Genomic DNA, 24222 nt, shown 5'->3' with positions numbered 1-24222 from the left:
CAAGATTCGGGTGATTTCCCTGATCCAAACAGGATCTTGTAGCCGCCGGGGTCAGCGGGTGAGGTAGGCGCGCAGGGTGTGGGCGTCGGGAGCGGTCGCGGTGACGAGCCAGCCCGGCCCCGCGAGCGGCATCCCCACCGCGGTCGGCGCGATGATCTCGGAACCCGGCCACGCGATCGAGGCGTCCACCCGCAGCAGGGAGCCGGAGGCCCGGGCGCCGTCGAGGACCGCGGGGCCGTCCCAGCCGGGCGCGTGCGGGCCGACGTCGAGCGACTGGACGAGCAGGGGGCGGCCGGCGTACTCGGCGCGGAAGGAGATGACGCCGTCGCCGGACGGCTCGTCGTGGCGGCCGCAGATCAGCTCTTCGCGCCAGAGCAGGGTCGCGCCGCCGCACAGGTCCACTATGGAGGATACGCGGTGGTCGGCGCGGTGGCCGAGGATGAGCGGTTCGGGCAGCCATTCGAGCCGGGCACCGGGCGCGACCGTCGCCGTCACCGACATCCGGGACGGGCCGGGGCGGTGGCCGGGCAGGGCCAGCTGGGCGGCCGCTGAACGGATCCGGAGCACGGCGTTCTCGCGTACCTCCAGGTGGAGATGGAGATCGTCGCCGCCGAGCGGGCCCGCGGCCGTGCCCACGACGTAGACCGCGTCGGGGGTGGCGCGCAGGGTGAGCGGCGGTTCGCCGCGGAGGACCGGCAGGCGGCCGGCCTCCGCGACGACGACGGCCTCAGCGCGCATGGTCCACGAGGTGGCGCACCCAGTCCGCGACGGGCTTGGCGTGCTTGTCCTCGGCGAGGGAGAGGAAGACGGTGGGCAGGTCGCCGCGGCGGGCGCGGGCGTCGCGGTCCATCACCTCCAGGGAGGCGCCGACCAGCGGGGCGAGGTCGGTCTTGTTGATGACCAGCAGGTCGGCGGCGGTGACGCCGGGGCCGCCCTTGCGCGGGACCTTGTCGCCGCCCGCCACGTCGACCACGAAGATCTGGACGTCGACGAGCCCCTTGCTGAAGGTGGCGGTGAGGTTGTCGCCGCCGCTCTCGACCAGGACGAGGTCGAGCCGGCCGAGCTCCTCCTCCAGATCGTCGACGGCGTCCAGGTTGGCCGAGATGTCGTCGCGGATCGCGGTGTGCGGGCAGCAGCCGGTCTCGACCGCGCGGATGCGCTCCGGATCGAGGACGCCCGCCCGGCGCAGGAAGTCCGCGTCCTCGGTCGTGTAGATGTCGTTGGTGACGACGCCGAGGCGCAGCTCGCCGGCGAAGGCCCGGCAGAGCGCGGCGACCAGCGCGGTCTTGCCGGAGCCGACCGGGCCGCCGATGCCGACCCGCAGCGCCCGGTCGAGCCGGGGCAGCGGCGGATGCGGATCGCTCGTCGGATGCGGATGGGTGTGCACGGGTTCGAGGATCTCAGCTGGCAAAGAGACGCACCTCCCAGGTGGCGTGGAGTTCGGCGGAGAGGTCGGTGAGCGGCGCGGCGCCGCGGGCGAGGTCGCCCTTGACCGCCTCGGCCGCGAGGGCGTCCAGCTCGGGGGCGAGCCGGATCAGGAGCGCCTGCACGGCGAACGGGTCCAGGCCGAGCAGGCGCAGGGCCGCGCTCGCGGTGGCGGTCGCGACGCCGTGCACGGCCGCGAGCGCGGTCCGGTCGTCGGTCAGCCCGGCGGCGGCCGCCGCGAACCCGAGGACGATCGGCTGATGGGGCTGGGCGGGCAGGCGTACCCAGGGGGCGTCGGGCCAGATCACCCGGGCCGCCCGCAGCAGCGCCCGGCCCTGCCGCCGCGACGCCGTCCGCAGCGCGGGCGAGGCCGTACGCGCGTCCAGCTCGGCGTCGAGCCGGTCGGGGTCGCCGTCCCGGGCCGCCACCGCGAACGCGGCCGTCATCAGGCCGGCGGTCCGCAACCGTCCGATGAGGACGCGCTCGACGGCGTCGAGATCGCGTACGCGGCCGGAAGCGACCATCGCCTCCAGACCGTGCGAGTGGGCGTGCCCGCCGGCGGGGAACCGGCCGTCGGCGAGCAGGAGCAGGGCGGCGGTCATCAGAACAGGAAGTAGCGGCGGGCCATCGGCAGCTCCGTCACCGGGTCGGGGTCGATGACCTGGCCGTCGATGCGTACGGTGAAGGTGTCCGGGTCCACCTCGATCCTCGGCAGCGCGCCGTTCTCCGGCAGGTCCTCCTTGCCGCGGCTGCGGACGTCGCCGACGGGGACCAGCGGCCGGCGGATGTCCAGCTCCAGTCCGGCTTCGAGGGCCGCGGGAGCCACGAACGCCAGGCTCGTCGCGCCGGGTCGGGCCGCCCCGAACATCGGCCGGGGGAACTGCGGCTGCGGCGTGGGGATCGAGGCGTTGGCGTCGCCCATCTGCGCGTACGCGATGAAGCCGCCCTTGAGCACCAGATGCGGGCGTACGCCGAAGAAGGCGGGCTCCCACAGGACGAGGTCGGCGAGCTTGCCCGGCTCGACGGAGCCGACGTGGTGTTCGAGGCCGTTGGCCATCGCGGCGCAGATGGTGTACTTGGCGACGTAGCGGCGGGCCCGGTGGTTGTCGTCGTCCCCGTCGCCCGGCAGCGCGCCGACCCGCTTCTTCATGACGTGGGCGGTCTGCCACGTCCGCAGCACGACCTCGCCGACCCTGCCCATGGCCTGGCTGTCGGACCCGATGATGGAGATGGCCCCGAGGTCGTGCAGGAAGTCCTCGGCGGCCATGGTCGAGGGCCGGATGCGGCTCTCGGCGAAGGCCAGGTCCTCGGGCACGGCGGGGTTCAGGTGGTGGCAGACCATGAGCATGTCGAGGTGCTCGGCCAGGGTGTTGCGGGTGTAGGGGCGGGTCGGGTTGGTCGAGGACGGCAGCACGTTGGGGTGGCTCGCGACGGTGATGATGTCCGGCGCGTGCCCGCCCCCGGCGCCCTCGGTGTGGTAGCTGTGGATCGCCCGGCCGTTGATCGCCCGCAGGGTGTCCTGCACGAAACCGGCCTCGTTCAACGTGTCCGTGTGGATCGACACCTGTACGCCGGACGCGTCGGCCACCCGCAGGCACGCGTCGATCGCGGCCGGGGTGGTCCCCCAGTCCTCGTGGAGTTTGAAGCCGCCCGCCCCGGCGCGCAGCTGCTCCCACATCGACGCCTCGGAGACGGTGTTGCCCTTGCCGAGCAGCAGGTAGTTGACCGGCCAGGTGTCCAGCGCCTCGTGCATCCGGGCGAGGTGCCAGGCGTTGGGCGTGACCGTGGTCGCCTTGGTCCCCTCGGCCGGCCCGGTGCCGCCGCCGACCAGCGTGGTCACGCCGGAGGCGAGCGCCTCCTCGATGATCTGCGGGCAGATGAAGTGCACGTGGGTGTCGACCGCGCCTGCGGTCAGGATCCGGCCGTTGCCCGCGATGACCTCGGTGCCCGGCCCGATGACCAGGTCCGGGTGTACGCCGGGCATCGTGTCCGGGTTGCCGGCCTTGCCGAGGGCGGTGATCCGGCCGTCGCGGATGCCCACGTCGGCCTTGACGATGCCCCAGTGGTCGAGCACGACGGCACCGGTGATGATCGTGTCGACGGCGTTCTCCGCGCGGGTGGCCAGGGACTGGCCCATCGACTCGCGGATCACCTTGCCGCCGCCGAAGACGGCCTCGTCACCGCCGGCGCTGCGGTCCTCCTCGATCCGGATGAGCAGGTCGGTGTCGGCCAGCCGGATCCGGTCCCCGGCCGTCGGGCCGTAGAGGGCGGCGTACCGGGCGCGGGTCAGGGCGCTCACAGGGCACCTCCGGCCAGGCCGCGCAGTCCGGGCACGATCCTGTTGCCGTCCAAGGGAACCAGCTCGACCTCGCGGCTGACGCCGGGCTCGAAGCGTACGGCGGTCCCGGCCGGCACGGCGAGGCGCTGCCCCCAGGCGGCCGCGCGGTCGAACTCCAGACCGGCGTTGGCCTCGGCGAAGTGGAAGTGCGAGCCGACCTGCACCGGGCGGTCGGCGGTGTTCACGACGACCAGTGTCGTGACAGGACGGTCCACGTTGATCTCCACGTCCTCGGCGGCGAGCAGGAACTCGCCGGGGATCACGCTCACGGGATCGGGTGGTGCACCGTCACGAGCTTCGTGCCGTCGTCGAACGTCGCCTCCACCTGCACCTCCTTCACCATCTCGGGGACGCCGTCCAGCACGTCGGCCCGGCTGAGCACCTCGCGGCCGGCCTGCATGAGGTCGACGACCGTACGCCCGTCGCGCGCGCCCTCCAGCAGGAAGGCGCTGATGATCGCGACGGCCTCGGGGTAGTTCAGTCTCAGCCCGCGCTCCCGGCGACGCCGGGCGACGTCGGCGGCGACGTGGATGAGCAGGCGGTCCTGCTCGTGTGGGGTCAGGAACACGCTTCCTCCGGGCGGGATCACGCCTCCCGGGCACCTTCCCGGGCCCGGAAAGCTTCCTGGAGGAAGGATTCCAGTCGCGGATTACAGGCCCATTTCGCGCACGGGTCCGGCGAATTCACGGCCCGGTTCACCAGGACGGGACGATCGGGGTGGGGCGCGTGCGTACGGGCTGTCCGGTTCCTGATCGTCCACGGCGGATCCGGGGAGCGGCGGGCCGCTCCCCGGATCCGGTCAGCCGATGTGCGTCGCGCCGACGATGCCGATGGCCAGGCCGGCGATGATGACGATCACCCCGAAGGCCGTGCCGAAGCCCTGGTTGTAGCTCGACGCCCAGGCGAACAGCAGCGGCGGGGCGGGCTTCTTGCGATTGGCGTCCCACAGGCTGTAGACACCCAGGGCGATCATCGCCAATCCGACCAGGAGCAGGACGACCGCGATGGCGGTACCCATGATCCAACCTCCTCCATAGTGGAGTTGTCTCGGACGGATCAACGTATCGCCGGGCAGGGCGGGCGGCGGTCGGCTACACGTCACCGCGTCAGTCGGGTCCCGGCGCTTCTCCGCCACCAGTGCCGCGAGGCCAGCGCGGCCAGTCCGGCGCCGGCCGCGTTGAGCAGGACGTCGTCGACGGAGGAAACCCGGTCCAGCCGCAGGGCGTACTGCGCGACCTCGATCAGGGCCGAGCAGGCCGCGCCGAGCGCCAGGATCCGCGGCACCGACGCGAGCTTCGCGAACCGCAGCGGCGCGAAGAACCCCAGTGCCGCCAGCACCAGCAGGTTGCCGCCGACCTGGACGATCGCGGTCCGCGTCCCGCCGGCCGTCATCGTGTGCAGGTCCCGCAGCGGTACCAGGCTCACCCGGCCGGCGACCTCGCCCGCCCGTCCGCCGGGCAGCATGGTCAGCCACACCCACGGCACCGTCCCGTAGACGATGCCGACCTCCGCCAGTGACGTGCGCCAGGCCCGCGGGTCGCCGGCGGCGCTCCGCCGGCGGGCCAGCGCCCACACCGCCAGCGCGGCGAGCGGCAGCAGGGCCACCGTGAGGCCCACGACGCCGGGGATCGTGGTGAACCAGGCCTGCCATCCCCCGTGGACCAGGTGATCCCGCAGGGGCGGGCCGAGCGCGCCGCCCGGCGCGGCGCCGGCCGGCACCGCGCCGGCGTGATCGAGCCCGGCCTTCACCACGGGCACGGCGGCTGCCGTCAGACCGGCGGCCGCCAGCACGGCCACGCTCCATCCGATCAACCGCCGGCGGTCGACGCCGCGTACGGGACTCAAGGCCATGACCACACACCTTCACAAGATCAAGATTGGCAGGTTCCCCCAGGTGGGGGGCTCGCAGACCATGCTTCCCGGCGCGGGGAGGCGGCTGCCTCCGCCTGTGGTGCCGATCCCCGGTACCCGAGAACCGATCGGATGATCCCAAAAGTGGTGTACGCGGTGATTGCTCGCGTTTCGTGCACCCGCTGCCGTCCTGTTGACCTTGGCGAAGCCTACATTTCGGGCAGGTGGTGTGAGCGGGAAGAGGTGCGACCGTGACCACGATGCGCTTCGGTGACCTCGAGATGGGCTTCGTCATGGCGGGCCGGCCGCCGCTGCCGGGATTCCACGCCCTGCCCGGAGTGGCGAAGGACGGCGACTGGGTGATGTGCGTACGCGACGCGGCCCCTGCCGCAGCGACGGCCGGGGTGATCGCCTCGCCGGTCCGGATGAAGTCCACCAGCCACCTCCCTTTCGGTCCGCCGTACGAGCCCCTTCCGCCGGCCGGGTACCGGGCCCTGAGCCGCGTGACCTACCTGCCCGGCATGGACTACCGCTCGTTCGCCTGCGTACGCGACGACCACTGCCGCGCGGCCGACTGGATCGACGGGCAGGTCGTGCTGGCGCCGTACGAGGGCGGCGACGAGGTGTTCCTGCTGCCGCCGCACCACCAGACGATCACGCGGCCGCCGTGCGTACTGGCTCTGCCGGTCACCTCCGTCACCGGCCGGCCGCCCGCCCGGCCGCGGCTGTCCGGGCGCGACCGGCCGGAGACCGACAACGACTGGGAGCTCTACCGGTCCACGTGGGTGCCGTTCCCCGCTGTGCGGGACGCCGGGCGCGGGACCGCCTGGCGGGTCGCCAACACGCCGTTCTACCGGCTGGAGCTGTGGCGGCGCTTCGAACTCGTGTCCTTTCTGGACAATGAAACCTCGGTGACCCAGCGGCTGAGCGACACCTGGACCGTCGGCGTCGCGCGTACCACGACGGACACGTTCCTGGCCTCGACGACGATCACGGTCAGCGGCGAGACGGGCATCGGCGTACCGGGGGTGAACGTCCGGGGTTCGGCGAGCGTCGCCGTGACGCTCGGCTACCAGCACTCGGTCGCCGTGGCGCAGATGGAGTCCCGCACGGTCACCCGCCAGATCGACGTGCCCGCCGACCACGCGGGCGCGATCTTCGCCGAGAACCACCGGCTCGTCGTGCGGCGGGCCGACGGCTCGATGGTGCACGGCGGCGAGCTGACGTTCAAGGCCAACCAGAGCTTCATCGCCGTGCAGTACCCCCGGGCCGCGAGCGGCAGCGACCGCCTCGCCGTCATCGGCGACTGACCCGGATCACCGTCCGGGGGCGGCAGCCGGCACCCCGAAGTCCACGGCACCTCGCGGATCGTCGCGGAGAGCGCCGCGTTGGTACGCGTACGCCGACCTCGTACGGGTACGCCTCATCCGGCGATGGGCACATGCGCCCCCACCACGGTCGGCCCGCCGGACGGCGAGTGGACGAAGAGCTCGCCGCCCAGCTCGCGGAGCCGGGCGGCGACGAACGTCAGCGAGTGGCCGATGGCGGCGCGGGCTCCCCCGACCCCGTCGTCGGCGATCAACGGGACCAGCACCCCGTGCTCGTCCCGCAGGCTCACCACGACCTGCGAGGCCTGACTGTGCCGGTCGATGTTGATGAGCGCCTCGGCGATCAGGTCGTAGACCGCCTGCTCGACGGGGCCGCTGTAGCGGCAGAGCACGCCGATCTCCAGCCGGACCGGGACCGGGGCCGCCTCGGCGAGGGCCACGAGCGCCTGCTGCAGGCCGAGGTCGGCCAGGACGGTCAGCGCCGCCGCGGGCGGTTCCCAGGTGCCCGGCTTGCCCGGCCGCCGGGCGGTTGCCGGTGCCGCCAGGTGGGCCAGGTCGATCTGGCGGCGGACGTCGGCGAGGCTGCCGGTCAGGTCGGCGAGGCGGGCCCGGGTACGCGCGTCCGCCCGGTCGCGCCGCTCGCCGTTCAGCCAGGCCGGCTCGGCCAGCAGCAGCCGGCTGAGCTGGCCGCGGGTCGCGGCGGCCGCCCGGACGACGAGCGGGAGGGTGGCCGCCGCGAGCAGGCCGAGCGCGACGTTGAAGGCCAGGTGTACGCCGTAGCCGTCGCCGAGATGCAGCGCGGCCGGAACCGCCTGGTAGCCCGGGATCCCGCTGACGAACCAGCCCAGGACCGGGTACGCCAGACCGAAGATCGCGACCGCCCACCACGTCACGACGACGACGAAGGCCGCGATGGAGAAGGGGAAGATGACGATGCCGTGCAGCACGTCGAGCCAGTAGCGCGCCTGCGTCACGGGGTGCCAGAGGCGTCGCAGCCAACCCGCGCCGGGCGGCGGCGGCGCGTACCGGGGCGGGACGACCGGCGCTCCGCCGAGCTCGGCGAGGTTGCGCCGTTCGACCCCGGCGAAGACCCTCGCCAGGAGCAGGGTGGCGAACAGGGCGCCGCAGACGCCGAGGGGGACGGTGCCGAGCCCGAGGCACAATCCGGTGACCAGTACGACGAAACTGGCCGTGGCCAAGGGAAGCGAGACCATGACGTAGCGGGTGTCACGGCCGATGCGTCCGAACACGGTGTCCATTCCGGAATGCTAGACAGGGACGTTTACTGATAGACATCCGGCTATCACCCTGGGCGTGGTGCAGCCGGCCGGGCTCATCGCGGCAGGCTGCCCGCCAGGGTGTCGGCCAGCGCGTCGATCGAGTAGCGGGTGCGGACGAGGTCCCAGCCGGCACCGGCCAGCCGCGCGCGTACCGCCGCGTCGGTGAGCAGGACGGCCAGCGCGTCGGCGAACTCGGCCGGCTTCTCCGCCGCGAGGTAGTGCCGGCCGGGCTCCAGACCGAGCCCTTCGACGCCCTTCGCGGTGGAGACGACGGGCGCGCCGGCCGCGAACGCCTCCAGCACCTTGAACCGGCTGCCGCCGCCGAGCGTGAGCGGGACCGCCAGGACGCTGTCGGCCACGATGTCGGCGATCTGGCGGGGCGCGGAGACCAGCCGCACGGTGGGCGGCAGGTCCGGCCCGTCGAGCAGTTCCCGGGCCATCATCCCGGCGATGACCACCGGCACCTCGATCCCGCGCTCGATGAGCAGCGGCGCGATCTCGTCGATGAGGGCCCGGCCGGCGCCGATGTTGGGGAACCAGTCGATGCGGCCGGTGAAGCTGATCCGCTCGGCCCGGTTGGGCGGCACCGCGGTTCCCGTGACCGGCACGACGTTGGGCGCGACGCGTACCTTGGCCGCCGGTACGCCGAACGTCGCCACCGCGAGGTCGCGGTCGTCCGGGCTGCACACCCAGACCGCGTCGGCGGCCTGGACGGCGGTGCGCTCGGCCACCGCCACCCGCCGGGCGTAGTCCTCGGTGTAGTGCCCGGCGTAGGGCGAGCCGGGCGGCATCTGCTCGACGATCTGCCTGTGCAGCACCGTTTCCACGTTGTGCAGGTCGAACACGACGTGGAAACGGCCGGTGGCGGCCAGCGCGGCCACGTAGCGGTAGGTGTCCAGTCCACTGCAGACGATCGTGCCGACACCGGACTCCGCGAGATCGTCGGCGAGCCAGCGCGCGTACTCGTCGCAGAAGGTGCGGTCGTTGAACCACACCTTGCCGCCGGTCACGGCGACGTTGTGCGTACGCGCGGAGACTCCGCTGGTGACGCACACGCGCTCGCAGGCCGCCCACCGGTCGCAGCCGAGCTCGCGGAAGGTCGTGGGCGCGTGGCGCGCGAGGGCGTCGCGCAGCGCCCGCCAGCGCATCGCCAGGCCGCCGGGGACGCGGATGCCGCCACCGCCGAGGATGACGGCACCGCGCGCACCGGAGTGCGAGGTCATGGCCGCGCCCTCAGCCGAGGGCCCGGCGGCGGAACAGGCGCGCGGCGGTCGGCACGGCGAGCAGGAGGATCGCCGCCCACCACACGAGGGCGAGCCAGATGGAGTTGCCGGCCGGGGCCTCGGTGAGCAGCGACCGCACGGCGTCGGCGATGGCGCTGACCGGCTGGTAGCGCACGATCGTGCCGAGCACCTTGGGCATCGTCTCGGTCGGCACCAGCGCGGAGCTGAGGTACGGCAGGAAGACGAGGATGAGGCCGTAGCCGCTGCCGCCCTCGACGCTCTTGGCGAGCAGGCCGAGGATGACGGCGACCCAGCACAGCGCGGTGGCGAACAGCGCGAGCAGGCCGATGACCGCGAGCCACTCCAGCGGGCCGGCGTCGGGCCGGAAGCCGACGAGGAAGCCCGCGACGATCAGCACCGTCGCCGACACGAACGTCCGCAGCACGGCCGCGGCCACGTGCGCGACGAGCACCGACGGCGGCAGCACCGGCATGGACCGGAACCGCTCGACGATGCCGTTGCGCATGTCGTTGGTGACGCCGATGACCGTGGAGGTCAGGTTGAACCCGGCGCTGATGACGATGAGGCCGGAGATCACGTAGTTGATGTACGTCTGGTCGGTCTTGATCGCGCCGCCGAGCAGGTAGCGGAACATGAGCAGCAGGATGATCGGCAGCGAGAAGGTCTGGATCAGCTGGTCCATGTTGCGGGTCAGGTGGCGCAGGCTGCGGCCGGTGAGCACCAGGCAGTCGCTCCACGCCAGCGCCAGGGCCGACCGGGGCGCGACGGCGACGGCGCGGACGCGCTCGGGGGTCAGGACGTTCGTGCTCACAGGGTGGCTCCCTCGGTCTGGCCGGTCATGGTCAGGAAGACGTCGTCGAGCGTGGGGCGGCGGATCTCCAGACCCGTCGCGTCGAAGCCGGCGTCGGCCACCCGGTTGATCAGGTGACGGACCTCGGCGGGGTCGGCGGCGGGCACGCTCAGCCCGTTGCCGTGCAGGACGGCCCCGCCGACGAGCAGCTGGGCCTTCTCGGCCACGTCGTCGGTGGCGAACTGGAACTCGATGCGCTCGGAACCGATACGGCGCTTGAGGTCGCCGGGCGTGCCCTCGGCGACCACGCCGCCGCCGTCGATGAGGGCCACCCGGTCGGCGAGGATGTCGGCCTCCTCCAGGTACTGGGTGGTCAGCAGGATCGTCGTGCCGTCGGCCATCAGCTTGCGGATGACCTCCCACATGCCCTGGCGGCTGCGCGGGTCCAGGCCCGTCGTCGGCTCGTCGAGGAAGATCACCGGCGGCGCGGTGATGAGGCTGACGGCCAGGTCCAGCCGGCGGCGCATGCCACCGGAGTACCACCGGGCCTGCCGGCCGGCCGCCTCGGTCAGGTCGAACTGCTCCAGCAGGTCGTCGGCACGCTGCCGGGCCGCCGCCTTGCCCAGGTGGAACAGCCGGCCCATCATCACCAGGTTCTCCCGCCCGGTGAGCAGCCCGTCGACCGACATCTCCTGGCCGGTCAGGCCGATCACCTCGCGGACGCGCGCCGCAGCGCGTACCACGTCGTGCCCGCCGACGGTCGCGGTGCCGCCGTCCGGGATCAGCAGGGTGGTCAGGATGCGGATCACGGTGGTCTTGCCCGCGCCGTTGGGGCCCAGCAGCGCCAGCATGCTGCCGCGCTCGGCGTACAGGTCGACGCCGCGCAGCGCGTGCACGTCGCCGTAGGACTTCGCCAGCCCCCGCGCCTCGATCGCGTACTCGGAACTCATAGGTCCGTCTCACTTCCTCGAATGGCCATGTTGATCATTTCGTCGATGTTCATCTCGTCGATGGACGCCTCCCGGCCGTCCGCACCGCCGTCGTCGCGCGCCAGCGCGATCCCGGCCAGTTCGAGGAGGTTGTCGAGCAGGCCCGCCTCCCGCAGGCGCGTGAGCGGGATCGCCGCCAGCGCCGCGCGTACCTGCTCCTCGGACAGTCCGCCGGGCTGCTGCTCGGCGGGCGCCGGCCCGAGTTCGGCGCTCAGGTGCTCGGCGAGCGCCCGGGGGTTCGGATAGTCGAAGACCAGGCTCGCGGGCAGCTTCAGGCCGGTCACGAGCATCAGCTTGTTGCGCAGGCCCACCGCCGACAGCGAGTCGAAGCCCAGCGCGCTGAACGCCCGGTCCGGTCCGACCGCGTCCGGCCCGGGCAGGCCGAGGAGCGCCGCCGCGTGCTCGCGTACCAGGTCCAGCGCCGCCGCGTCGCGCTGCGCCGGGGGCAGTGCCGACAGCCGGGCCTGGGCGCTCGCCGCCGCGTCGGCCGAGCCGGTCGCCTCCGCCCGGCGCCGCGCCGCCTTCCTTTCCGGGAGTACGCCGCGCAGCATCGGCGGGATCTCGTCGGCGACCCGGGCGAGGGCCGCGGTGTCGAGCCGTAGGGGCACGAGCACAGTGTCGCTTGTGGACATCGCCCTGTCGAGAAGGGCGAGGCCGCCGCTCGCCGACAGGGCGCCGATGCCGGTCGCGGCCATCCGCCGGGTGTCCGCCTCGGCCAGCCCGGCCGCCATGCCGCCGCTGCCGTCGGACTCCCACAGCCCCCAGGCCAGCGAGACGGCGGGCGATCCCGCGGCCCGCCGGTACCCGGCGAGCGCGTCGAGGAAGGCGTTGGCCGCGGCGTACCCGCCCTGGCCGGGTGCGCCGAGCACGCCGGCCGCCGAGGAGAACAGGACCAGCGGGACGTTCTCGCCGATCAGCTCGTGCAGGTGCCAGGCGGCGTCCGCCTTCGGCCGCAGGATCGCCGCCACCCGCTCGGGCGTCAGCGAGCCCACGGTCGCGTCGTCGAGGACGCCCGCGAGATGCGCCACGGCGGACAGCGGCCGGTCGATGCCGGAAAGGAGGGCGGCCAGCTGCTCGCGGTCGGCGACGTCGCAGGCGGCCAGGGTCACCGTCGCGCCCTGGCGTTCCAGGTCCGCCCGCAGTTCCGCGGCGCCCGGCGCGTCCCCGCCCCGCCGGCCCGCCAGCACCAGACGGCGTACGCCGTGCCGGGCCACGAGGTGGCGGGCGAGCGCGGCGGCCAGGGCGCCGGTGCCGCCGGTGATGAGCACCGGACCGTCGCCCGCCCAGCCCGTCCCTTCGCCGGCCGGGGTGGCCGGGACGAGCCGGGGGGCCAGCAACGCTCCATTCCGGACGGACACGTGCGGCTCGCCGGTCGCGACCGCGGCGGGCAGGTGCTGCGCGTCCGCCGCCGTACCGAGGTCGACGAGGAGGATCCGCTCGGGGTTCTCGGCCTGGGCGGACCGGACGAGCCCCGCGACCGCGGCACCCGCGAGATCGGGCCCGGGGGTTGCGGCCGCGTCGGTGGTCGTGGCGCCGCTGGTGACGACGACGAGCCGGCCCGCGGCGAAGCCGTCGTCGGCCAGCCAGGCCTGCAACGCCTGCAGCACCCGGGCGGTCTCCGTACGCGCGGCCGCGGCCTGGTCGCCGGGTTCGCCGCCGCACGCCAGGACGACGACGTCCACACCGGCGGCTTCGTCTACATCGGACAGCAGGCGGACGCCGAGGGTGTCGGCGAGCCCGAAGCGGTCCGGGCCGAGCACCGCCCACCGGTCCCCCGCCGCGGCGGCCCCGGACTCGGCGGCCGGCTGCCACCGCAGGCGCAGCAGCGCGTCGGCGGGGCCGTCGGCGACCGTGGCGGGCTCGGCGAACGCCGCCGCCGCCATCGGCCGGAGCAGCAGCTCGTCGACGGACGCCACCAGGTTCCCGGCCGTATCGGCCAGCGTCAGCGAGACCGCGCCGGTGCCCGCCGGGCGTACGCTCACCCGCAGTTCGGCGGCGCCGGCGGCGTACACCTGCACGCCCTCCCAGGCGAACGGCAGCACGGGTTCGGAGTCGGGATCGGCCAGCGCGATCGTGTGCAGGGCGGCGTCCAGGACGGCCGGGTGCAGGCCGTAGGGCTCGGCGTCGACGAGCACGGCGTCCGCGCGTACCTCCGCGTGGACCTCCGCGCCGGACCGCCACGCGGTCCGCAGTCCCTGGAACGCCGGACCGTACTCCAGGCCGCCTGCCGCCAGGCGCGCGTAGTGCTCGTCCAGCGCGATCGGCTGGGCTCCGGGCGGCGGCCAGGCGCCGGTGGTCTGCGCGGGGGCGGGGGTACCGGCCGTCAGGCGGCCGGAGGCGTGGCGGCGCCAGGGGCCGTCGACGTCGGCTGCGGCGTGGACGGCGAAGGCGCGGCCGCCCTCGTCGTCCGCCGGTTCGACGAACATCTGCAGCTGTACGCTGCCCTCCGGAACGACGACCGGCGCCTCGACGGTCAGCTCGGCGATCCGCGGTACGCCGAGATCCTCGCCCGCCTGCGCGGCCATCTCGACGAGGCCGGCGCCGGGCAGCACGACGAACCCGGCGAGCCGGTGGTCGGCCAGCCACGGGTGGGTGTCGACGGCGACCCGCCGCGTGTAGACCACGCCCCGGCCGTCGGCGAGCGGCGCGGCCCGGCCGGTCAGCGGGTGGCCCGCCGTGGCCGGGTTCGCCGACAGCGCGCTCGACACCCAGTAGCGGGACCGTTCGAAGGGGTAGGTCGGCAGGTCCACCGGCTGCCGCGGGGCCGTGCCGTACAGGGCCGTCCAGTCGACGGCGGTTCCGGTCGCGTACAGGCGGGCGATGACGTCCGCGTCCCGGCCGCCGATGATCTCGGCACCTTCGACGCCGACGGCCGACTCTCCGAAGTGGACGATCCGGGAGATGCCCTTGCCGGTCAGCTCGTCGGCCGAGGTGGCCACGACGTCGGGGCGTACGCCCCCCGCGGCCAGGCGGCGCAGCGCCTCCTCGTCGGGCCCGTCGTCGAAGAGCGCCGCGAGCAGGCCGCCCCGATCGGTGCCGGTGACGACCCCGGGTGCCGGTTCGCCGTCGGCCACCGCCATGAGGCCGCGCAGGAAGTCGGCGCGACGCGTACCGGCGAGGACGGCGCGGTGCTCGAACGGCGTACGCGTCGTCGCCAGCGCCCGCCCGACGGTGGCCGGATCCACGTCCGGGTTCTCGTCCAGGTAGGACAGGAGCTGCTCGGCCCGGGCCCGCAACGCGCCCTCGGTACGCGCCGACAGCGGCCACAGCAGCGTGCCGGCGGGGGCGTCGGGGGTCTCGGGTTTCGCCTCCGGCGGCTCTTCGAGCAGGACGTGGGCGTTGGTGCCGCTGACACCGAACGAGGAGATCCCGGCCCGGCGCGGATGCCCGTTGGTACGCCACGGCGCCGGCTCGTGCAGCAGGCTGACCTGTCCGGCGGTCCAGTCGACCTCGGCGCTGGGCCGGTCGGCGTGCAGCGTACGCGGCAGTTCGCCGTTGCGCATCGCCATGACCATCTTGATGATCCCGGCCGCGCCCGCCGCCGCCTGGGTGTGGCCGATGTTCGACTTGACCGAGCCCAGCCACAGCGGCCGGTCCCTGTCCCGGCCGTAGGTGGCCAGCAGCGCCTGCGCCTCGATGGGGTCGCCGAGCCGCGTACCGGTGCCGTGCGCCTCGACGGCGTCCACATCGGACGGCTGAAGCCCGGCCGAGGCGAGGGCCTGGCGGATCACCCGCTGCTGGGCCGGCCCGTTCGGCGCCGTCAGGCCGTTGGACGCGCCGTCGGAGTTGACTGCGCTGCCGCGGACCAGGGCGAGGACGGGGTGGCCGAGGCGGCGCGCGTCGCTCAGCCGCTCCAGCACCACCATCGCGGCGCCCTCCGACCAGCCCGTGCCGTCGGCGTCGGCGGAGAACGGCTTGCAGCGCCCGTCGGGGGCCAGGCCGCGCTGGCGGGAGAACTCCACGAAGGTCTCGGGCGTGGCCATCACGGCGACGCCGCCCGCCAGCGCCAGGTCGCATTCGCCGGACCGCAGCGCGTGCGCCGCCCAGTGCATCGCCACCAGCGACGAGGAGCACGCGGTGTCCACGCTCACCGCCGGACCCTGCAACCCCAGCGTGTACGCGACGCGCCCGGTCACGATCGAGCCGGTGCTGTTGCTGCCGATGTAGTCGTGGAACTGGACCCCGGCGTAGACCCCGGTGAGGCTGCCCGACAGCGACGCGGGGTCGATCGCGGCCCGCTCCAGCGCCTCCCACGAGACTTCGAGGAGCAGGCGCTGCTGCGGGTCGAGGGCGGCGGCCTCCTTCGGCGACACCCCGAAGAACGCCGGGTCGAAGTCGCCCGCGTCGTAGAGGAAGCCGCCGTGGCGTACGTAGGTGGTGCCGGGCCGCTCGCCCTGCTCGTCGTAGAGCGCCGCGAGATCCCAGCCCCGGTCGGCGGGGAACTCCCCCACCGCGTCGACGCCGTCGGCCACCACGCGCCAGAGATCCTCGGGCGTGCGTACGCCACCGGGCAGGCGGCACGCCATGCCGACGATCGCGATCGGATCCGCGGTGCCGGACGCCGAGGACCGGACCGTCGCGGTGGTGTCCTGTCCGGACATCTCCGCGCGGAGGTGCTCGGCCAGCGCCTGGCTGGTCGGGTAGTCGAAGACGAGGGTCGCGGGCAGTTTCAGCCCGGTCGCCGCGCTCAGCCCGTTGCGCAGCTCGACCGCGGTCAGCGAGTCGAAGCCGAGCTGCTGGAAACGCGTACCGGGGGCGACGTCGGCCGCCGAGGGGTAGCCCAGGACCGCGGCGGCGTGCGTACGCACCAGGTCGAGCAGGCCCGCCGGGGCGACCGGCGCCGGCGCGGCCGCGGCGGTCCGGGTCCGGGTACGCCGGACGAGCCCGGCCAGCAGGGCCGGCACCTCCTCGGCCCGCGCCCGGGGATCGAGGGCGGCCGGGACGACGACTGGCACTCCGGCGGAGAGCGCGGCGTCGAAGCGCAGGAGCGCCTCGGCCGCCGGCAGCGGGAGCAGGCCGCCCCGGCCGGCCGTGCGCGCGGCCTCCTTCGTCGTGCCGAGCCCTTCCGCCCACAGGCCCCAGGCCATCGCGACGCCGGGCCGGCCGAGTCCCGACCGGTACGCGGCGAGCGCGTCGAGGTACGTGTTGGCCGCCGCGTAGTTGGCCTGGCCGGGGGCGCCGAGGACGCCGGAGGCCGACGAGAACAGCACCAGTGCCGCCGACTCGCCGATCAGTTCGTGCAGATGCCAGGCGGCGTCCACCTTGGACCGCAGGACGGCCGACACCCGATCGGGGGTCAGCGAGGTCAGCAGGCCGTCGTCGACCACGCCGGCCGCGTGCACGACCGCCGTCACGGGACCGGCCTGCGCCAGCATCGCCGCCACCGCCGACCGGTCGGCGAGATCGCAGCGCAGCGACCGGACGCTTACGCCGGTCAGCTCGGCGGCCAGTTCGTCGGCTCCCCGGCGGCTGACCAGGACCAGCTCGGCGACCCCGCGCGCGGCGAGGTGCCGGGCGACCAGACCGCCGAGCGCGCCGGAGGCGCCCGTCACGAGCACCGTGCCGGTGAGGTCGATAGGCGCGGCGTCCCCGACGAGCACCCGCAGGCGCGGCCGGTACGCCTGCCCGGCGCGTACCATCAGCTGCTCTTCGCCCGTGGCGGCCAGGGTGGGCAGCAGTTCGGCGACGGCGGCCGGTTCGTCGGTGTCGACGAGCAGGACGCGGCCGGGGTTCTCGGCCTGGGCCGAGCGCAGCAGGCCCCACACGGCGGCGGCCGCCGGGTGCGTGACCGGCTCGCCGGGGCGGGCGACGGCGAAGCTCGTGACGACCGCGAGGCGCTCCTCGGCGGCCAGGGCTTCCTGCGCGGCCGCCAGTGCCGCGTGGACGGCGGCGTGCGCGCCGGCCGCGTCGGCCCCGCCGGCGACGACCATGAGCCGGAACCGCTCGCCGGAGACCGTGAACGACGCATCTCCGTCGACGGCGGCAGCCTCGCCGCTCACCGGGGCCAGCTCGACGGCTTGCCAGTCCACCTCGTAGAGCGGCGGCGCCACGGCGGTGACCGGCCGGAAGACGACAGAGTCCACTGTGGCCACGAGCGCGCCGGTCGCATCGGCGACCGTGACGGCGTAGCTCTCCGGTCCGGTCGGCGTGAAGCGGAAGCGCGCGTCCCCGGTGGCCGCCGCGTGCACCTGCAGTCCCGACCAGACGAACGGGATGCGGCCGCCGCCCTGGCCGTCCGCGTCGGCGGCGAGCCAGAGCGCGTGGGTCGCGGCGTCGAGCGCGACGGGGTGCAGCGCGAAGCCGTCCAGCGCCGGTACGCGTACCTCGGCGAAGATCTCGTCGCCGGACCGCCAGGCGGCCGCGAGCCCCTGGAACGCCGCCCCGTACGCGAGCCCGGCCGCGGCGAGTCCGGTGTAGACGGTGCCCGTCGGCAGTTCGCGGGCGCCGGCGGGCGGCCAGGACGTGAGGTCGTCGGCGGGCGCCGGTCCCGCGGCGGCGAGGGCGCCGGTGGCGTGCACGGCCCAGTCGCCGTCGAGCGGACGGGCATGGACGGCGACGGCCGGCCCGCTGACGACCACCTGCAGCCCGACGCCCTCGGCCGGGACGAGCACCGGCTCGCCGAGCGTCAGCTCCTCGACCCGGTCGTACCCGGCCAGCCGCGCGCCCCGCAGGGCGAGGTCGAGCAGCACCGTGCCGGGCAGCGTCACCGCCCCGCCGACGACGTGGTCGGCGAGCCAGGGCTGCGCCGCCGCGCTCACATGTCCGCTCAGGACCAGGCTGCCGTCGCCCGCGAGCGTGATGGCCGCCCCGAGCAGGGGGTGCCCGGCCGGGCTCAGACCGGCCGCGGCCAGTTCCCCGTCCTGGCGGCGCGGCCCGAGCCAGTAGCGGCGGTGCTGGAAGGCGTACGTGGGCAGGTCGACGCGGCGGGCGCCGGCCGTGGCGAACACCGAGGCCCAGTCGGGGTCGGCGCCCGCGACGAACAGCCGGCCCAGCGCGGTCACGGCGGTGGCGGGTTCGGCGCCGTCCCTGGTGAGCATCGGCGTGAGCACGGCCTTGGCCGGGTCGGTCAGGCACGCCCGCGCCATGGCCACGAGCACCCCGTCCGGGCCCGCCTCGACGAAGCGGGTCACCCCGGCGGCTTCCAGGCGGCGGACGCCCGCCAGGAACGGGACGGCGTCGCGGACCTGGCTCACCCAGTAGCCGGGCGAGGTGACGTCCCCGTCGGTGACGATCGGGATCGTTGGCGCCGAATAGGTCAGGCTCTCGGCCACCGCGCGGAAGGCGGCCAGCATCGGGTCCATCCGCCGCGAGTGGAACGCGTGCGAGACGGTCAGGGCGCGGGTCACCTCGAACCCCGCGGCCACCTGCGCCACCGCGTCCTCGTCACCGGAGATCACCACCGCCCGCGGCCCGTTCACCGCCGCGATGTCCACGCCGGCGCGCAGCGCCGCGCGTACCTGCTCCTCGGTCGCGACGACGGCCACCATCGCCCCGCCCGGCGGCAGCTCCTGCATCAGTCTGGCCCGTGCGGTCACGAGCGCACAAGCGTCCACAAGCGACAGCACGCCCGCGCAGTGCGCCGCGGCCAGCTCGCCGATGGAGTGGCCGAGCAGGTAGTCCGGGACGATCCCCCACGACTCCAGCAGCCGGAACAGCGCCACCTCGATCGCGAAGAGGGCCCGCTGGGCGTACCCGGTCCGGGCCAGGATCTGCGGGTCGCCGTCCCACATCCGGGCGCGTACGTCGTCGTCGAACCGGGCCAGCACCTCGTCGAGCGCCGCGGCGAAGACCGGGAACGCCGCGTACAGGTCGCGTCCCATGCCGACGCGCTGCGCGCCCTGCCCGGTGAACAGCACCGCGGTCAGGCCCTCGGCCGCCTCGCCGGTCACCAGGGCGGGATCATCGGCGCCGGTCGCGAGCGCGGCCAGCGCCGGGTCGCCCCCGCCCAGGACCATCGCCCGGTACGCCAGGGCGGTCCGTCCGGTGGCCAGGGAGAAGCCGATGTCCGCCGGGTCGCCGTCCACTCCGGACAGGCGGCGGGCCTGATCCCGCAGCGCTTCCGCGGTGTGCCCCGACAGCGGCCACGGCACCGGCGTACCGGCGGGCCAGCCCGGGGCGGACGGCTCGGCAGCGGACGGCTCGGCGGGCGCGGGGGCCTCTTCGATGACGACGTGGGCGTTGGTGCCGCTGACGCCGAACGACGAGACCCCGGCCCGGCGGGGTGTCCCGCCGCGCGGCCAGGGCTGCTCCTCGGTCAGCAGCCGGACCGGTCCGCCAGCCCACGCGACCCGGGTGCTGGGCTGCTCCGCGTGCAGCGTCCGCGGCAGGGTCTCGTGCCGCAGCGCCTCGACGATCTTGATGATGCCACTGACGCCCGCGGCGGCCTGCGCGTGCCCGATGTTGGACTTCACCGAGCCCAGCCACAGCGGCCGCTCGCGGCCGGGGCCGAAGGTGGACAGCAGCGCCTGCGCCTCGATGGGGTCGCCGAGGACCGTGCCGGTGCCGTGCCCCTCGACCGCGTCGATGTCGGCCGGGGTGAGCCCGGCGGCGGCCAGCGCCTGGCGGATGACGCGCTGCTGCGACGGTCCGTTGGGGGCGGTCAGCCCGTTGGAGGCGCCGTCGGAGTTGACCGCCGAGCCGCGCAGCACGGCGAGGACCGGGTGGCCGAGCCGCTCGGCGTCGCTCAGCCGCTCCAGCAGGAGCAGGCCCGCCCCTTCCGACCAGCCGGTGCCGTCGGCGCCGTCGGCGAAGGACTTGCAGCGGCCGTCCCCGGCGAGGCCGTCCTGGCGGTCGAAGGCGAGGAACGGCGCGGGCGTGCTCATGACCATCACACCGCCGGCGAGGGCCATCGAGCACTCGCGCCGCCGCAGGGCCTGGCTCGCCAGGTGCACCGCGACGAGCGACGACGAGCAGGCGGTGTCCACGGTGAGGGCCGGGCCCTCCAGCCCGAAGGCGTACGCGATCCGCCCGGAGATGACCGAGCCGACGTTGCCTGTGCTGAGGTAGTCGTCGACGACCCCGGCGACCTCCGCGGGGACGAGGTCGTCGTAGTAGTCCTGCCCGCCGCTGCCGACGAAGACGCCGACGGGCGCCTCCCGCAGCGAGCGCGGCGGCAGGCCGGCCCGCTCGAACGCCTCCCAGGCGAGTTCGAGGACCAGGCGCTGCTGCGGGTCCATGGTGAGCGCCTCGCGCGGCGAGATGCCGAACAGCCCCGCGTCGAAGTCGGCCGCCCCGGTGACGAAGCCGCCGTTCCAGTGGGCGGAGGCGGGCCAGCCGCGGTCGGCCGGGGGCGCGCCGATGGCGTCCACCCCGTCGGCCACCAGCCGCCACAGATCGCCGGGCGTCCGCACGTCGCCGGGGTAGCGGCAGCTCATCGCCACGATCGCGACGGGCTCCCGGTCGGCGGCCTCCGCCTCGCGCAGGCGCGCCCGGGTCTCGTGCAGGTCGATGGTGGCCCGCTTGAGGTATTCGAGGAGCCGTTCGTCGTCAGCCATCTGCGTCCCTCGTCGAGAGTTCCTTGTCGAGCAGGTCCAGGACGTCCTGCGTACTCGCGCCGTCGAGCAGGCTCGCGAGGCCGGCACCGTCCACAGGGGATCCCGCGTTTTCGAGGCGGGCCGCCAGCGCCCGCAGTCGCGCGGCGACGTTCGCCCGGTCGAGTTCCTCGGGCGTGAGGTCGGCCAGCCCCGCCTCCAGCCGGTCGAGGTCGGTCAGCACCGAGGCGGCGCCGCCGAGTTCGCGGCCGAGTTCGCCGTCGAGGTGGGCCGCGAGCGCCTGCGGGCTGGCGTAGTCGAAGACCGCCGTGGCCGGGAGCGCGACGCCGGTGGCGCGGCCGAGCCGGGTGGACAGGTCCACCGCGGTCACCGAGTCGAAGCCCAGGTCGGCGAAGGCGCGGGCCGGTTCGACGGCGCGCGGGTCGTCGTGCCCGAGCACCAGCGCGACCTCGGTACGCACAAGCCGCAGCACCTCCCGGGAACGTTCGGCCGCCGTGAGTCCTTGGAGCCGCAGTTCCAGCGCGGCTTCCGGGGCCGCCGCGACGACCGGGGCGGCGGCCAGCCCGGCGACGAGCGGCCGCGGCCGGGCGAGGGCGTACACGGGCACGAACCGGTCCCAGTCGACGTCGGCCACGACGACGTGGCTCTCGCCGGAGTCGAGCGCCTGCTGGAGGGCGGTGAGCGCGGCGGCCGGAGCCATCGCGCGCACGCCGATCCGCCGCAGGTACGCCTCGGCGTCCGGATCGTCGGCGAGCCCGCCACCCGCCCAGGTGCCCCAGCCGACGCAGGTCACCGGCCGGCCCTGGGCCCGGCGGCGCTGGGCGAGCGCGTCCAGGTACGCGTTCGCGGCCGCGTACGCGGGCCGGCCCTGACCGCCCCAGGCGGAGGCGCCCGAGGAGAACAGGATGAACGCGTCGAGATCGGTGTCGGCGAGCAGTTCGTCGAGGTGCTCGGCGCCGGCCGTCTTGGCCCGGGACGCCGCGGCGTACTGCTGCGGGGTCAGGTCGAGCAGCGGCGGCTCGTCGGCCATCACCCCGGCCGCGTGGACGACCGCCGTCACCGGGCCGATCGCGTCCAGCAGCGCCGCCACCTCCGCCCGGCTGCCGATGTCGCAGGCGCGTACGCTCACGCGCTCGTCGAAGTCGGCTGCGCCCGGCGCCTGCGGTCCGCGGCGGCTCGCGAGGACGACCCGCTGCGCGCCGGCCGCCAGCAGCCACCGCGTCACGTGCCCGCCCAGCGCTCCGGTGCCGCCGGTGACGAGAACCGTCCCCTGTGGACGCCAGTGGCGCAGCCGTTCGAGCCGGTGCGCGCGGACGAGGCGGCGGGCGTACCGGCCCGAGGGGCGGATCGCCACCTGGTCCTCGGCCGCCTCCGCCAGCACCGCCCGCAGCGCGGCCGGATCCCAGTCCCCCGCCACGTCGACCAGGCCGCCCCAGCCGGTGGCGGCGTCGAGCCCGGCCACCAGGCCCAGACCCCAGACCGCGCCCGCGTCGGGATCGGCCGCCTCCGCCGGGTCGACCGCGACCGCGCCACGGGTCAGACACCAGAACGGCGCCGTGACGTCCGCGTCGCGTACGGCCTGGACGGCGGTCAGCGCCTCGGGCACGTCGGCGGCCGCGGCCAGGACGCCCGCGACGGCCCGCCCGGCGAGCGCCGCCCGGACCCGCTCGGCCAGCTTCGCGCGTTCGTCGCCCGCCGCGTCGAGCACGATGCTCTCCAGTCCGAGGGCGTCCGCCGCCGGGTCGCCCTCCGGCGCCAGCACGAGCCACACCCCTTCCGGCGTACGCGAAGAGCCGCCCAGTCCGGCCCACTCCACCCGGTAGCGCCAGGAGTCGGCCGCGGACGCCGGGGCGCCCGGGGTCGGATCGGTCCAGTACCGCCGATGCTCGAAGGGGTAGGCCGGCAGGTCGACCAGGCATCCCGCCGGGCTCCCGGTGCCGAGGTCTCCGATGTGGACTCCGGGATGGTCCGCCCCGACGGCCAGCGCGGTGAGGGCGGCGAGGAGGTCGGCCCGGCCGTCGCCGGTCACCGTCGCCCGGTGCTCGAAGACCGACCGGGTCCGCAGCGTGTACGCCACGTCCGCCGGGCTCAGCTCCGGATGCCGTTCGAGGTGCGCCGCGAGGCGCCGGGCCGCCGAGGCGAGGGCGGTCTCGGTCTTGGCCGACAACGGCAGCGCGTACGGTCCACTCTCGACGATCGCGGGCTCGCCGGCGGCCGGCTCGGCGGGCGGCTCCTCGATGAGGACGTGGGCGTTGGTGCCGCTGATGCCGAACGAGGACACGGCGGCCCGGCGCGGGCGCGGGCCGGCGGGCCAGGCCTGGCCCTCCGTCAGCAGGCGCACCGTCCCGGCGGCCCAGTCGATGTGCGGCGAGGGCTCGTCGACGTGCAGGGTCCGCGGCAGGTACGCGTGGCGCAGCGCGAGGATCACCTTGATGATCCCGGCCACCCCGGCGGCCGCCTGCGGATGCGAGAGGTTCGACTTCACCGAGCCCAGCCACAGCGGCCTGCCCTCCGGCCGGGGCCCGTACGCCGCGATCAGCGCCTGCGCCTCGATCGGGTCGCCGAGGGCGGTCCCGGTGCCGTGGCCCTCGACGGCGTCCACGTCGGCGGGGGCGAGACCGGCGTCGGCCAGGGCGGCGGCGATGACGCGTACCTGGGAGGGGCCGTTGGGGGCGGTGATGCCGTTGGAGGCGCCGTCGGAGTTGACCGCGCTGCCGCGCACGAGCGCGAGGATCCGCCGGCCGTCCCGCCGGGCGTCCGAGAGCCGTTGCAGGACGAGGACTCCGACGCCCTCCGCCCAGCCCGTGCCGTCGGCGCCCGCCGCGTACGCCTTGCACAGGCCGTCCGGCGCGAGTCCCCGCTGGCGGCTGAAGTCGACGAACATGTCGGGCGTGCCCATGACCGTGACGCCGCCCGCGAGCGCCAGGCCGACCTCCCCGCGGCGCAGCGCCTGCACGGCCAGGTGGACCGCGACGAGCGAGGAGGAGCAGGCGGTGTCCACCGACAGCGCCGGCCCTTCGAGCCCGAGGCTGTACGCGACCTGGCCGGAGACGAGGCTGCCGCCGGGGCTGCCGTTGTTGTAGTCGTGGTACATGAGCCCCGCGTAGACGCCGGTGGTGCTGCCGTGCAGCGCGAGCGGGTCGATCCCGGCCCCCTCGACGGCCTCCCAGCACGTCTCCAGCAGGACGCGCTGCTGCGGGTCGGCGCGGCGGGCGTCGTTCGGGCTGATGCCGAAGAAGTCGGCGTCGAATCCGGCGGCGTCGTCGAGGAAGCCGCCGCGGCGTACGTAGGTCTTGTCCGGCCGGGGCTGCGGATCGTAGATGCCGTCCACGTCCCAGCCCCGGTCGGCGGGGAACTCCCCGATGACGTCGCGGCCGTCGGCCAGCACCGACCACAGGTCCGCAGGCGTTCGCACGCCGCCCGGATAGCGGCACGCCATCCCGACGACGGCGATCGGCTCGGCGGCCTTCGCGCGTACCTCGTCGA

At 74.9% G+C, this 24222-nt stretch carries 14 protein-coding genes and 1 pseudogene; 1 reads left to right on the top strand and 14 read right to left on the bottom strand.

Going from position 1 to position 24222, the window contains the following annotated elements:
- Positions 1-51: 51 nt before the first annotated feature.
- The 8 genes from G401_RS0124550 to G401_RS48100 all read right to left on the bottom strand — a co-directional run bounded on the left by G401_RS0124550 (position 52) and on the right by G401_RS48100 (position 5614).
- A complete protein-coding gene (locus tag G401_RS0124550) occupies positions 52-738 on the bottom strand; it encodes an urease accessory protein UreD (protein ID WP_027344572.1) in 687 nt (228 codons plus the stop codon).
- The gene (gene ureG / locus G401_RS48105; protein ID WP_034592970.1) at positions 728-1411 is read right to left on the bottom strand and encodes an urease accessory protein UreG; all 684 of its coding nucleotides are present in this window, start codon (positions 1409-1411) and stop codon (positions 728-730) included. The genes G401_RS0124550 and ureG overlap by 11 nt, the downstream gene beginning before the upstream one ends.
- Positions 1401-2027: an urease accessory protein UreF gene (locus G401_RS0124540; RefSeq protein WP_034592969.1), complete on the bottom strand. Its 627-nt coding sequence runs from the start codon at positions 2025-2027 to the stop codon at positions 1401-1403. The genes ureG and G401_RS0124540 overlap by 11 nt, the downstream gene beginning before the upstream one ends.
- Positions 2027-3724: an urease subunit alpha gene (locus G401_RS0124535; RefSeq protein ID WP_027344570.1), complete on the bottom strand. Its 1698-nt coding sequence runs from the start codon at positions 3722-3724 to the stop codon at positions 2027-2029. The genes G401_RS0124540 and G401_RS0124535 overlap by 1 nt, the downstream gene beginning before the upstream one ends.
- Entirely contained in the window at positions 3721-4032 is a 312-nt protein-coding gene (locus tag G401_RS0124530; protein ID WP_245601830.1) for an urease subunit beta, read from the bottom strand. The genes G401_RS0124535 and G401_RS0124530 overlap by 4 nt, the downstream gene beginning before the upstream one ends.
- Positions 4029-4331 (bottom strand): urease subunit gamma, encoded by a 303-nt coding sequence (locus G401_RS0124525; protein ID WP_027344568.1) that lies wholly within the window; start codon positions 4329-4331, stop codon positions 4029-4031. Before G401_RS0124525 ends, G401_RS0124530 begins: the two co-directional genes overlap by 4 nt.
- Positions 4332-4562: 231 nt before the next feature.
- Positions 4563-4781, bottom strand: coding sequence for a hypothetical protein (locus tag G401_RS0124520; protein WP_027344567.1), 219 nt, complete (start codon positions 4779-4781; stop codon positions 4563-4565).
- An 80-nt stretch (positions 4782-4861) separates the two neighbouring features.
- Positions 4862-5614 carry a VanZ family protein gene (locus G401_RS48100; RefSeq protein ID WP_027344566.1) on the bottom strand — a complete coding sequence of 251 codons (753 nt, stop codon included), beginning with the start codon at positions 5612-5614 and terminating at the stop codon, positions 4862-4864.
- Between the two features lie 251 nt (positions 5615-5865).
- Here G401_RS48100 and G401_RS0124510 point away from each other — a divergent pair, with 251 nt between their 5' ends.
- Positions 5866-6924: a hypothetical protein gene (locus G401_RS0124510; protein ID WP_027344565.1), complete on the top strand. Its 1059-nt coding sequence runs from the start codon at positions 5866-5868 to the stop codon at positions 6922-6924.
- A 113-nt stretch (positions 6925-7037) separates the two neighbouring features.
- On the opposite strand, the gene G401_RS0124505 is transcribed toward G401_RS0124510, so the two are convergent.
- From G401_RS0124505 to G401_RS48090, 6 genes and pseudogenes are all read right to left on the bottom strand, one after another.
- Positions 7038-8201 (bottom strand): sensor histidine kinase, encoded by a 1164-nt coding sequence (locus G401_RS0124505; RefSeq protein WP_027344564.1) that lies wholly within the window; start codon positions 8199-8201, stop codon positions 7038-7040.
- Between the two features lie 74 nt (positions 8202-8275).
- Positions 8276-9445 carry a glycosyltransferase family 4 protein gene (locus tag G401_RS0124500; protein ID WP_027344563.1) on the bottom strand — a complete coding sequence of 390 codons (1170 nt, stop codon included), beginning with the start codon at positions 9443-9445 and terminating at the stop codon, positions 8276-8278.
- A 10-nt stretch (positions 9446-9455) separates the two neighbouring features.
- Positions 9456-10277, bottom strand: a complete 822-nt coding sequence (locus G401_RS0124495; protein WP_245601829.1) for an ABC transporter permease — start codon at positions 10275-10277, stop codon at positions 9456-9458.
- The gene (locus G401_RS0124490) at positions 10274-11206 is read right to left on the bottom strand and encodes a daunorubicin resistance protein DrrA family ABC transporter ATP-binding protein (RefSeq protein WP_027344561.1); all 933 of its coding nucleotides are present in this window, start codon (positions 11204-11206) and stop codon (positions 10274-10276) included. Before G401_RS0124490 ends, G401_RS0124495 begins: the two co-directional genes overlap by 4 nt.
- On the bottom strand, positions 11203-20739 hold the full coding sequence (locus G401_RS58400) for a type I polyketide synthase (protein WP_034592967.1): 9537 nt from the start codon (positions 20737-20739) through the stop codon (positions 11203-11205). The genes G401_RS0124490 and G401_RS58400 overlap by 4 nt, the downstream gene beginning before the upstream one ends.
- A 235-nt stretch (positions 20740-20974) precedes the next feature.
- A pseudogene (locus G401_RS48090) lies at positions 20975-24196 on the bottom strand (type I polyketide synthase); the annotation flags it as partial.
- Positions 24197-24222: the final 26 nt, after the last annotated feature.

The sequence above is a fragment of the Hamadaea tsunoensis DSM 44101 genome (genome assembly GCF_000428945.1).
GTDB classification, from domain to species: Bacteria; Actinomycetota; Actinomycetes; order Mycobacteriales; family Micromonosporaceae; genus Hamadaea; species Hamadaea tsunoensis.
This window is presented reverse-complemented; position numbering and strand designations above follow the sequence as displayed.